This is a genomic window from Streptomyces sp. NPDC048291 (genome assembly GCF_043201715.1).
GTDB lineage: Bacteria > Actinomycetota > Actinomycetes > Streptomycetales > Streptomycetaceae > Streptomyces.
This window is the reverse complement of sequence record NZ_JBICZC010000008.1, coordinates 429029-440727: the sequence shown is the minus strand read 5'-3', so window position 1 is coordinate 440727 and position 11699 is coordinate 429029. Positions and strand designations below refer to the sequence as shown.

Sequence of the window (11699 nt, the reverse complement as noted above, 5' to 3'; positions counted from 1 at the left end):
GATGGCAGAGGACCGGGAGCTGCGGGTCCGCGCACTCCTCGACTCCGTGCGGGCGGAGGGTCGTACCGCACTCACCGCGCCCGAGGGCAAGGTGATCGCCGACGCGTACGGGATCACCGTGCCGGGCGAGGAGTTGGCGACCGACGTCGACGAGGCGGTGGCGTACGCGGCGCGCTTCGCAGGACCGGTGGTGATGAAGATCGTCTCGCCGGACATCCTGCACAAGACCGACGCGGGCGGGGTGATCGTGGGCGTCGAGGGCGCGGCGGACGTGCGCGCGGCCTTCCACCGGATCGTCGAGAACGCGCGCGACTACGACGCCGAGGCCCGCATCGAGGGTGTCCAGGTGCAGGAGTTGCTGCCGAAGGGCACGGAGGTGATCGTCGGCGCGGTCACCGACCCCACCTTCGGGAAGGTCGTCGCGTTCGGGCTCGGCGGGGTGCTGGTCGAGGTGCTGAAGGACGTGACCTTCCGGCTCGCGCCCGTCTCCGCCGACGAGGCGCTGTCGATGCTGGACTCCATCAAGGCGGCCGAGGTGCTGCGCGGGGTGCGCGGGCAGGCCGGGGTGGACCGGTGGGCGGTCGCCGAGCAGATCCGCCGGGTCTCCCAACTCGTCGCGGACTTCCCGGAGATCGCCGAGGTGGACCTCAACCCGGTGATCGCCACCCCGGAGGGCGCGGTCGCCGCCGACATCCGGATCATCCTCGCGGAGAAGCAGCCGCCCGAGCGCAGGAAGTACACGCGCGAGGAGATCCTGGAGTCCATGCGCCGGCTGATGCAGCCCCGCTCGGTCGCCGTGATCGGCGCCTCCAACGAGCAGGGCAAGATCGGCAATTCGGTGATGCGCAACCTCGTGGACGGCGGCTTCGCCGGGGAGATCCATCCGGTGAACCCCAAGGCCGATGACATTCTGGGCCGCAAGGCGTACAAGAGTGTCACGGACGTTCCCGGTGAGGTGGATGTGGCCGTCTTCGCCATTCCCGCCAAGTTCGTCGCGGCGGCGCTGGAGGAGGTGGGCCGGAAGAGGATCCCCAACGCCGTCCTGATCCCGTCCGGTTTCGCGGAGACCGGCGAGGACGAACTCCAGGCCGAGATCGTCGCCATCGGCGAGCGCTACGGCATCCGCCTCCTCGGCCCGAACATCTACGGCTACTACTCCACCTGGCAGGACCTGTGCGCCACGTTCTGCACGCCGTACGACGTGAAGGGCGGAGTCGCGCTGACGTCCCAGTCGGGCGGCATCGGCATGGCGATCCTCGGCTTCGCCCGCACCACGAAGACGGGTGTGTCGGCGATCGTCGGGCTCGGCAACAAGTCGGACCTGGACGAGGACGACCTGCTGACCTGGTTCGGCGAGGACCCGCACACCGAGTGCATCGCGATGCACCTGGAGGACCTGAAGGACGGCCGCGCCTTCGTGGAGGCCGCGCGGGCGACCGTACCGAAGAAGCCGGTCGTGGTCCTCAAGGCGGGCCGAACGGCGGCCGGTGCCAAGGCGGCCGGTTCGCACACCGGGGCGCTCGCGGGCGACGACGCGGTGTACGACGACATCCTGCGGCAGGCGGGCGTGATCCGCGCACCCGGCCTGAACGACATGCTGGAGTACGCACGCGGCCTGCCGGTGCTGCCGCCCCCGCAGGGCGACAACGTAGTGATCATCACCGGCGCCGGCGGCAGCGGTGTCCTGTTGTCCGACGCGATCACCGACAACGGGCTGACCCTGATGGAGATCCCGCCGGACCTGGACGAGGCGTTCCGGCGCTTCATCCCGCCGTTCGGCGCCGCCGGCAACCCGGTGGACATCACGGGCGGCGAGCCGCCGTCGACGTACGAGGCGACGATCCGGCTCGGCCTTGAGGACCCGCGGATCCACGCGCTGGTCCTCGGCTACTGGCACACCATCGTCACCCCGCCGATGGTCTTCGCCGAACTGACGGCCCGTGTGGTCGCGGAGTTCCGGGAGCGGGGCATCGAGAAGCCGGTCGTCGCCTCGCTCGCGGGGGACGTCGAGGTCGAGGAGGCCTGCCAGTACCTGTACGAGCGGGGGGTCGTGGCGTACCCGTACACGACCGAACGGCCGGTGGCCGTGCTCGGCGCCAAGTACCGCTGGGCGCGGGCGGCCGGACTGCTGGGGGGCGGGTCATGACGTAGCCGAGGAAGGGGCCGGCCGGCGGAGCGCGTCCCCGGCCGGCCCCGGGACCCGTGCGCGCACGAAAGGCATTGGACAGGGGGCGCTGGCCAGAACTTTCGACGCAAGGGGTGCTGAGCAGACATGTCATCCATCGATCTATCGACGTCCGTCCCTTTCAGGGAGGTGACGGACCGCAACGGCCGCACGTACCGGATCGGCGAACGCGATGTCGATCTCATGGGCCGGACACGCAAGTGGATGGTCATCCTGCCCTGGGTGGGCATGATGGGCATCAGCTCCGCCGAGTACGCGTTCACGTCGGCGGAGGACACGCTCCACGAGGCGCATCTGTGGAGCAGCGGGCACATCTTCTGGCTGATGGGCGTCTGGGTGTTCTTCCAGGCGGCCGTGGCCTTCCCGGCCGGGCAACTGCGGGAGAGCGGACGGCTCCCCGCCCGGACGGCCATGCTGATCGGTGCCGTGGGCACGCTGCTGGGCTATGTGGCGCTGGCGTTCGCGCCGAACGTGGTCGTCGCCTATCTCGGCTTCGGCATGTGCAGCGGCATCGGCGCCGGTCTCGTCTACGCGACCTGCGTGAACATGGTCGGCAAGTGGTACCCGGAGCGCAAGGGCGGCAAGACGGGCTTCGTGAACGGCGGTTTCGCCTACGGGTCCGTGCCCTTCGTGTTCCTGTTCACCTCGGTCCTCGACCTCGGCAACTACAAGGTCGTGCTCTCCGCGGTCGGCATCGGGCTGTGCCTGGTGGTGGCGTCGGCCGGCTGGTTCTTCAAGGACCCGCCGAAGAACTGGTGGCCGCCGCACGTCGATCCCCTGAAGGCCACTCAGGACTTGCGGATACGAAGGGCGTTGGAGAAGAACCCGCCCGCCGTCAAGCAGTACACCCCGAAGGAGGCCGCCCGTACACCGGTCCTGTGGATGATGTGGTTCTGTCTGCTCTGCACGGCCGGCATCAATATCTTCGGCATCGCCTTCCAGGTGCCGTTCGGCAAGGACATGGGTTTCGCGGGCGGGATCGTCGCCACGGCCATGTCCCTGAAGGCCATCGTCAACGGCACCGGCCGCGGCGTCATCGGCTGGATCTCCGACCGGTACGGCCGCCGCAACACGCTCATCATCGTCTGCATCGTGCTCGGCACGGCACAGTTCGGCGTGCTGATCTCCGGCCAGATGGGCAGCATGCCGTTCTTCCTGTTCTGCTCCATGGTCTCCGGCTTCGGCGGCGGGGCGATCTTCCCGCTCTTCGCGGCCATGACGGCGGACTACTTCGGTGAGAACAACAACGCCACCAACTACGGGATGGTCTACAGCTCCAAGCTGATCTCCGGCCTGGTGGGCTCCGGTCTGGGCGCGGTCGTCGTCGGTGAGTGGGACTACCACGGCGCGTTCGTGCTCGCGGGCTCCGTCGGCCTGGCCTCCGCAGTGCTGGCCCTCTTCCTCAAGGCACCGGGCAGGCCCAGCGCCCGGCGCATCGTCCCCAACCCGCAGCCGCTCGGCGAGGAGATGGCGTGACATGTCGGCAGACCCTGTAGCCACGAACAGCACCGACGCGGGCCGGCGCCCGTACCGCGAGGTCACGGACGCCCGCGGCCGGGTGTACCGGATCGGCGAGACCGACCGGGACATCCTCGGCCACTCCCGCAACATCATGGTGTACCTGCCGTGGATCGCCATGATGGCCATCAGCGTCTTCGAGTACGCGTACGGCTCCGCGGAGGACACCCTGTCCCACGCGCACGGCTGGACGCAGTCCAACACGTTCTGGATCCTGAGCGTCTGGGTGTTCTTCCAGGCCGGCATCGCGTTCCCGGCGGGCTGGCTGCGGGAGAAGGGCATCCTCACGGCCCGCCGGGCGATGTACACGGGATCCGGGATGTGCCTGATCGGCTTCCTGGCCCTCTCCCACATCAGCGAGATCTGGCTGGCGATCATCGGCTTCGGCGTGATCGGCGGCCTCGGCTCCGGCCTCGTCTACGCGACCTGCATCAACATGGTGGGCAAGTGGTTCCCCGAACGCCGGGGCGCCCGCACGGGTTTCGTGAACGGCGGCTTCGCCTACGGCTCGCTCCCCTTCATCTTCATCTTCAACTACGCCTTCGACACGGCGAACTACCACCGGGTCCTGGACCTCATCGGCGCCTACGTGATGGTCGTCGTCCTCGTCACCGCGTTCTTCTTCAAGGACCCGCCGAAGAACTGGTGGCCGGCCGACGTCGACCCGCTCGCCCACGCGACCGACACGAGGACCGGCGCGGCGCTCGCCAAGAACCCTCCCGCGGTACGCCAGTTCACCCCCAAGGAGGCGATCCGCACCGGCATGCTCCCGCTGATGTGGATCGCGATCGTCATGACGGCCGGCGTCTCGATCTTCGGCATCTCCTTCCAGGTGGACTTCGCGAAGGACGTCGGCTTCGGCCCGCTCGTCGCGGCCTCGTCCATGGGCGTGATGGCGGTCATCAACGGCATCGGCCGCGGCGTCGTCGGCTGGCTCTCCGACCGCCTCGGCCGCAAGCCGACCCTGGTCTTCGTCATCGTCGTCCTCGGGCTCGCCCAGTTCGGCGTGATCTGGGCCGGTGACATCAAGAGCGAGTGGCTGTTCCTGTTCTTCGCCTTCCTCTCCGGCTTCGGCGGCGGCGCCTTCTACCCGCTCTTCGCCGCCCTCACCCCGGACTACTTCGGCGAGAACTACAACGCCACCAACTACGGCCTCGTCTACAGCGGCAAACTCATCAGCGGCCTCTTCGGCGGCGGCCTCGGCTCCATGGTCGTCGGCGCGTGGGGCTACAACGGCGCGTACGCCCTCGCGGGCGGGATCTCCATGCTGGCCGCGGGCGTCGCCCTGCTGCTGCGACAGCCGGGGCGCGAGACGGGCACCGGAGCAAAGGTGGTGACGGCACAGCCGCAGACGGCGACCTGAGGACTTCCCCGGAGCCTCAGGACAGGTCTTACCAGTGGCGAGTCCCGGACCCGTGTCCGGGACTTCGCCGCTTCCGCAACACGGCCTCGGCCGGGCCGGTGATGTCGATACTCATCTCTTTCACCCCGGCTTCGGCTATCCTCCGAAGCATTCTCCAGGGTTGTACAGGGCCCGCCGGAGCCGGCTTCGCCCCGATCGTGCACGACGGCCTTCCCCCCGATGCACGAAGGAGCATGCATTGCGTGTGAATGTGCGTGTCGGACGGCGTCGGCAACGGACGGGGGTTCGTGCACTGGCGACCTTTGCGGTGTCCGCGGCGCTCGTCGTGCCCCTCACTGCGATCCCGTCCCGCGCGAACACGATCCATGGGAGTGCTGCGGTCCGACAGGACGACAGCACGGGGTTACGCGCTCATCTGCGGTCACTGGCACGGGAGTTGGTGGAAGAAGGAGTGCCCGGGGTGATCGTGCGGGTGGACGACGGTCACGGCAGGCCCGTCGAGATATCCGAACAGGCCACCTGGACGAGGAAGGACCATCGGCTCAGCGCGGACGACGAGGTGCGGGAAGCGTCCAACACGAAGACGGTGATGGCCACCCTCGCCCTGCAACTGGTCGCCGAGCACCGACTCGCCCTCACCGATCCGGTCGACAAGTGGCTGCCCGGCCAGGTGCGCAACGGCAGAAAGATCACCCTGCGCATGCTGCTCAACCACACCAGCGGGTTGTTCGACTACACCGACGACCCGGCCCTTGCCGGGGCCCTCACCGGCCAGGACACCCACGTGTGGACGTCGACGGAAATCCTTCGGCTGGTGAGCGGACACCCGGCACAGTTCGAGCCCGGCACCGAGTGGTCGTACAGCAACACCAACTACATCGCGATCGGCGCCGTTCTGGAGAAGGCCACCGGTAAAAGCCTTGCGGCGCTGGTGCGGGACCGGATCGCCGCGCCCCTGGGGCTCCGGCACACCTTCTACGCCACCGGCTCCGCCTGGCGCGACCGGCACGCGCACGGCTATGAACCCGACGCTGCCCACATGCCACCGGACGTCCCCGACGAGTTCAGGAACTACGCCGGACCTCAGCACGACGACCACGTGGACGTCACCGGCGACTACGTCACGGCCGACGGAGCGGATGCCGCGATCGTGTCCACCGCCGGTGACTGGTCCCGTTTCTACGGCGCGCTGATGTCGGGCCGCCTGCTTCCCGCCGCCCAACTCGCCGAGATGCGCACCACCGTGCCGGAGAACGGGCCGGGGGACCCGGACGAGCTCGGCTACGGGTTGGGCATCGAGACGGCGAAGACCTCCTGTGGCACGGTCTGGGACCACGTCGGCATCGTCCCGGGCTACGCGACCTACAACGTCACGGACTCCACCGGCCGTCGCACGGCCGCCTTCTTCTTCGCCACGTCCACCCTCACCAGGCAGGCGCACCAGACCGGCGCCGCCTTGATGGACGCGGTTAACTGCGCCGTGGCCACGCCCACGGTTCCCGCGGCACCGCGGTAGGTTCAGCCATGCGATCTCGAAGCAACGGCATGTGGTGGGGCACGGCCCTTGAGGCACCGGACCCCGCGCTCCTGGCCCGCTTCTACGCGGAGTTGCTGGAGTGGCCGATCGTGCACGAGGAGCCCGGGACCGCTGTCGTCGCGCCGCCGCAGGGGGCCGTGTACATCGTGTTCCAGGAGGCTGCCGGATATCGGCCGCCGACCTGGCCGCCGGTCGACGGTGAGCAGCGCGTGATGATGCATCTCGACTTCCAGGTGGCCGACCTGGAGGGGGCGGTGGCAGAGGCCGTCGCCAAGGGGGCCGTACTCGCGCCGGATCAGCCGCGGGACGACGTCCGCGTGCTGTTCGATCCCGCCGGTCACCCCTTCTGCCTGTGCCGCGACGACGGGTAGGCGCGGGACGCGCGAAATTCCTACGCGCCGACCGAGCGTGGTCCCGTAGATTCCCGGCGGAGGCCCGCCCGAGGTGCTCCGGGGACGGGGGCATCGATGACCGTGGAGTCGATACCGGTGAAGTCGGCGCCGAAGTCGCTGGCGTGGGACGGCGACGAGCTGGTCTCCGTGACCGGCGGCGGGCGGCGCTGGAGCCGCGACGGGGTGGAGCGCTCGGCGCCCTTCGCATGGAGCTTTCCGTTCGACGCCGGGACCGTCTCGGCCTCGGGGCGCTACTCCGCGGTGTACCAGGAGCGCGGCACCAAGGGCGTGTTGCTCGAAGGCGAACGGGTCGTGCGGGAGCTGAACCGCAGCTACTACCGGGCGCCGAACTACGACTACCCGCTCGCCCTGGGCGCGTTGGGCGACGGCCGTGAGGTCGTCGTGCACTGCCCGGACGAGTACAACGTGCTCCAGATCGAGGACGCGGCGAGCGGCGAACGGCTGACCGCCGGCGGGCGGGAGCCGGAGGACGTCTTCCACTCCAGACTCGCACTGAGCCCGGACGGCCGCTACCTGCTCTCGGTCGGCTGGTTCTGGCAGCCTTTCGGGGTGGCCCTGGTCTACGACACCGCGCTCGCGCTCAGCGACCCCGGAACCCTGGACGGCGACGGTCTGTTGCCGATATCGGCGGTCATGACCGCCGAGGTGACGGCGGGCTGCTGGCTCGACGCCGACCGGCTGGTGCTGGCGACGGGGGCCGAGGAGTGGGACGAGGAGGAGACGGCCGGGCTGCCGCCGCTCCACCTCGGGGTGTGGTCGGTGTCCGAGGGACGCTGGCTCCACCGCAGCCCCGTCGGCGATGCCGAGCCGGGGGTGCTGTTGGTGCCCCGTGGTGACCAGGTGATCTCGTTCGCCGGCCACCCGCGGCTGCTCGACGCGGCCACCGGGCGCATCGTCGCGGAGTGGCCCGAGGTCGCCGTGCCCGTCAAACCGACCTGCTTCGGCTACCGGCGCATTCCCACCCCCGCCGCCGCCCTCCACCCCGACGGCACCCGGCTGGCCGTCGCGACGGCGGAGAGCATCGCTCTCATCACGCTGCCGTGAGCCGACCCGTAAACGCCGACCCGTAAACGCCGACCCGTAAACGCCGACCTGCGCAAGCCGGCCTGCGCAAGCCGGCCTGTAGACGCCGACCCGTAAAACAGACGCGCCCGCCGTCACCCGGCCCGGGTCAGGACGTCGCCCGCTCGTGGTACGACCGCCGCGTGTGCTCGGTGTGTTCGCGCATCAGCGTGGTCGCCAGTTGCTCGTCCCGCGCCGTGATCGCCGCGATCAGTCCGCGGTGTTCGATCCAGGACTCGTGGCCGCGCTGGCGGGCCACCGGGGTGTAGTACCAGCGGACCCGGCGGTCGACCTGGGCGGCGAGTTCGGCGAGGACCGTGTTGCCGGCCAGGGTCATGATCTTGGCGTGGAACGCGGCGTTCAGGGCGACGGCCGCGTCCACGTCGTCCGCGGCGACCGCCTTCTCGCCCTCGGCGCAGAGGGATTCGAGGGCGGCCACGCCCGCACTGCCCGCGTTGGCCGCCGCAAGCCGTGCCGCTTCGGCCTCCAACAGGGTGCGGACGGTGAGGAGTTGGTCGGCCTCCTCCTCCGTCGGCTCGTGCACGAACGCGCCCTGCGCGGGCCGCAGGTCCACCCAGCCCTCGGTGTTCAGCCGCTGGAGCGCCTCGCGGACCGGCTGCCGGGAGACGCCGAGGTGGCCGGCGAGTTCGCTCTCGACGAGGTGCTGGCCGGGCTGGAGCGCGCGGGTGGTGATGAGTTCCAGCAGCGCCTCGTAGACACGGTCGCGCAGCGGGCCGGGGCGTTCGAGCTTGGGCACCGCGCCCTGCGGCAGTCCGGCTGACAACATCGGGTCCCCCTTCGGCAGACACCCGTTACGAGCGGACACTCAGTGCGGACACTCAGTATCAATTGTCTTTCGTCTACAGTCTACGGCGCACTGCTGCCAGGGGAAGCGGGAGTTGACCACGTCACACCGCGGAGCGCGCCCTCACGGACAGCGCACGACCTGCCCCGCGTACGACAGGTTGCCGCCGAAGCCGAACAGCAGGACCGGGTCGCCGCTCGACACCCGGCCCTGCTCGACCAGCTTGGAGAGGGCGAGCGGAATGCTCGCCGCCGACGTGTTGCCGGACTCGGTGACGTCACGGGCTACGACCGCGTCCACCGCGCCGATCTTCGCCGCGAGCGGCTCGATGATCCGCAGGTTGGCCTGGTGCAGGACGACGGCCGCGAGGTCGGCGGGGGCGATCCCGGCCTTCTCGCAGGCGCGCCGGGCGATGGGCGGCAGCTGGGTGGTGGCCCAGCGGTAGACGCTCTGCCCCTCCTGCGCGAACCGGGGCGGGGTGCCCTCGATCCGTACGGCGTGGCCCATCTCGGGGACGGAACCCCACAGGACCGGTCCGATCCCGGGCTCCTCGCCCGGTCCGCACGCCTCGACCACGGCCGCGCCCGCCCCGTCGCCGACCAGGACGCAGGTCGTGCGGTCGGTCCAGTCCGTCACCTCGGACATCTTGTCGGCGCCGATGACCAGGGCCCGGGTGGCGGCGCCCGCCCGGACGGTGTGGTCGGCGGTGGCGAGCGCGTGGGTGAAGCCGGCGCACACGACGTTGACGTCCATCGCGGCGGGCCGCGGGATGCCCAGCCGGGCGGCGACGCGCGCGGCGGTGTTCGGGGAGCGGTCGATCGCGGTGGAGGTGGCGACCAGCACCAGGTCGATGTCCGCGGGGGTGAGGCCGGCCGCCGCGAGGGCCTTGGCGGCGGCGTGCGCGGCCAGTTCGTCGACGGGTTCGTCGGGGCCCGCGATGTGCCGGGTGTTGATGCCCACCCGGCTGCGGATCCACTCGTCACTGGTGTCGACCATGCCCGCCAGGTCCTCGTTGGTGAGTACCCTGGCGGGCTGGTAGTGGCCGACGGCGGCGATGCGCGAGCCGATCATGGGTGGTGGAGCCCCCTTGTTGCCTCGGTCTGGGCCCACCAGTCTGTTCAGTGACTCACGGGTACGACGGCACGTAAGGCCACAGGAAACGGGCGCCCGAGTTGTCGGCTTCTTGCAGACCCTCGGACGCCCGAGCATTCCCCGGACTCACCCGGTGCACACCGGACTCACCCGTTGAACAGCTGTGTCGCTTTCTGTACCAGTTCGTACACCCCGTAGGCGAACGGCGCGCCCACCCAGATCCAGGCGACGGCGATCAGCCAGCGGCGGTCCGGCTCAGGCCGGCTGCTCTCGTTCGACATCGACGGCCTCCCTCGGGGCGGGGATGTGGTGGCGGACATGGACGGGCCGGACCAGCTCGTTCGCGACGAAGCCGACGACGAGCAGGCCGATCATGATGCCGAAGGACAGCGTGTAGAGATCGGAGCCGTGCTTGCCGGCGTCCTTCTGGTGGTCGGCGATCCAGTTGACGATCAGCGGGCCGAGTACCCCGGCCAGCGACCAGGCGGTGAGCAGCCGGCCGTGGATGGCGCCGACCTGGTAGGTACCGAAGAGGTCCTTCAGGTAGGCGGGGACGGTCGCGAAGCCGCCGCCGTAGAAGGAGAGGATCACCAGGGCGCAGAGGATGAACAGGGGCTTCGACGAGTCCCCGAACAGGGCGATGAGCAGGTACATCACAGCGCCGACGCCCAGATAGACGCGGTAGATGTTCTTGCGGCCGATCAGGTCGGAGGTGGACGACCAGCCGATCCGGCCCGCCATGTTGGCGGCGGAGAGCAGGGCGACGAACCCGGCCGCGGCGGACACCGTCACGGGGGTGGAGCTGTCGGCGAAGAAGTCCGTGATCATCGGCGCGGCCTTCTCCAGAATGCCTATGCCGGCGGTCACGTTCATGCAGAGCACGACCCACAGGCACCAGAACTGCGGGGTCCGGATCGCGCTGTTCGCGGAGACCTGGACGCCCTCGAAGGCGCTCGGCGCGTCCGCTGTGTTCACGCGGTCCTCCGTGCGCGGGACCCGGATCAGCAGCACACCGAGGGACATGAAGACGGCGTACGACAGCCCGTGCACCAGGAAGGCGAGGGCGATGCCATCGTTGTCACTGCCGAAGGACGAAAGCATCTGCGCCGACCAGGGCGAGGCGATCAGCGCGCCGCCGCCGAAGCCCATGATGGCGATGCCGGTGGCCATGCCGGGCCGGTCCGGGAACCACTTGATCAGCGTGGAGACGGGCGAGATATAGCCGATGCCGAGGCCGATGCCGCCGACGAAGCCGTAGCCGAGGACGATCAGCCAGAACTGCTTGGTCTCGGCGCCGAGGGCGGAGATCAGGAAGCCGGTGGAGAAGCAGATCAGGGCCACCGTCATGGCCCAGCGCGGTCCGTTGCGCTCGACGAGGGTGCCGCCGAACGCGGCCGACAGACCGAGCATCACGATCGCGAGCTGGAAGGGCAGCGCGCTCTCGGTGCCGCTCAGGTGCAGCGCGGATTCGAGCGGCGGCTTGAACACGCTCCAGGCATAGGCCTGGCCGATGGAGAGGTGGACGGAGAGGGCGGCGGGCGGGACGAGCCAGCGGCTCCAGCCCGGCGGCGCTACAGGGGGGCTGCTCATGAATCCCGGACGGTAGGGCCCCGCCGGGGTGGTTGAGAACCCGGTGGCTCGATCGTATGCGTTGAACGGTATCCAGAATGCGCCGAACGGTCGCTGCCCGAACCCTTGTCGACCCCGACTCCATACTGTAGACA

Annotated in this window: 10 protein-coding genes; 6 read left to right on the top strand and 4 right to left on the bottom strand. The window is 69.7% G+C overall.

The window, feature by feature from the left end; translation table 11 throughout:
• Position 1 precedes the first annotated feature (1 nt).
• The 6 genes from ACGF5O_RS23840 to ACGF5O_RS23815 all read left to right on the top strand — a co-directional run bounded on the left by ACGF5O_RS23840 (position 2) and on the right by ACGF5O_RS23815 (position 8060).
• The gene (locus ACGF5O_RS23840) at positions 2-2146 is read left to right on the top strand and encodes an acetate--CoA ligase family protein (RefSeq protein WP_393811884.1); all 2145 of its coding nucleotides are present in this window, start codon (positions 2-4) and stop codon (positions 2144-2146) included.
• Positions 2147-2272: 126 nt separating this feature from the next.
• Positions 2273-3661: an OFA family MFS transporter gene (locus ACGF5O_RS23835; protein WP_393811883.1), complete on the top strand. Its 1389-nt coding sequence runs from the start codon at positions 2273-2275 to the stop codon at positions 3659-3661.
• A gap of 1 nt (position 3662) precedes the next feature.
• Positions 3663-5066 (top strand): OFA family MFS transporter, encoded by a 1404-nt coding sequence (locus ACGF5O_RS23830; protein ID WP_393811882.1) that lies wholly within the window; start codon positions 3663-3665, stop codon positions 5064-5066.
• Between the two features lie 460 nt (positions 5067-5526).
• Positions 5527-6582 (top strand): serine hydrolase domain-containing protein, encoded by a 1056-nt coding sequence (locus ACGF5O_RS23825; RefSeq protein WP_393811881.1) that lies wholly within the window; start codon positions 5527-5529, stop codon positions 6580-6582.
• A gap of 8 nt (positions 6583-6590) precedes the next feature.
• A complete protein-coding gene (locus ACGF5O_RS23820; protein ID WP_393811880.1) occupies positions 6591-6974 on the top strand; it encodes a VOC family protein in 384 nt (127 codons plus the stop codon).
• A gap of 96 nt (positions 6975-7070) precedes the next feature.
• The gene (locus ACGF5O_RS23815) at positions 7071-8060 is read left to right on the top strand and encodes a hypothetical protein (RefSeq protein WP_393811879.1); all 990 of its coding nucleotides are present in this window, start codon (positions 7071-7073) and stop codon (positions 8058-8060) included.
• A gap of 127 nt (positions 8061-8187) precedes the next feature.
• Here ACGF5O_RS23815 and ACGF5O_RS23810 read toward each other — a convergent pair whose 3' ends face one another.
• From ACGF5O_RS23810 to ACGF5O_RS23795, 4 genes are all read right to left on the bottom strand, one after another.
• Entirely contained in the window at positions 8188-8865 is a 678-nt protein-coding gene (locus ACGF5O_RS23810; RefSeq protein ID WP_393811878.1) for a GntR family transcriptional regulator, read from the bottom strand.
• A gap of 141 nt (positions 8866-9006) precedes the next feature.
• Complete coding sequence (locus ACGF5O_RS23805; protein ID WP_393811877.1) at positions 9007-9954, bottom strand: beta-ketoacyl-ACP synthase III; 948 nt, start codon at positions 9952-9954, stop codon at positions 9007-9009.
• Positions 9955-10121: 167 nt separating this feature from the next.
• Positions 10122-10256, bottom strand: coding sequence for a hypothetical protein (locus ACGF5O_RS23800; RefSeq protein WP_293994368.1), 135 nt, complete (start codon positions 10254-10256; stop codon positions 10122-10124).
• Positions 10231-11565 carry an OFA family MFS transporter gene (locus ACGF5O_RS23795; protein WP_393811876.1) on the bottom strand — a complete coding sequence of 445 codons (1335 nt, stop codon included), beginning with the start codon at positions 11563-11565 and terminating at the stop codon, positions 10231-10233. The genes ACGF5O_RS23800 and ACGF5O_RS23795 overlap by 26 nt, the downstream gene beginning before the upstream one ends.
• Positions 11566-11699 lie beyond the last annotated feature (134 nt).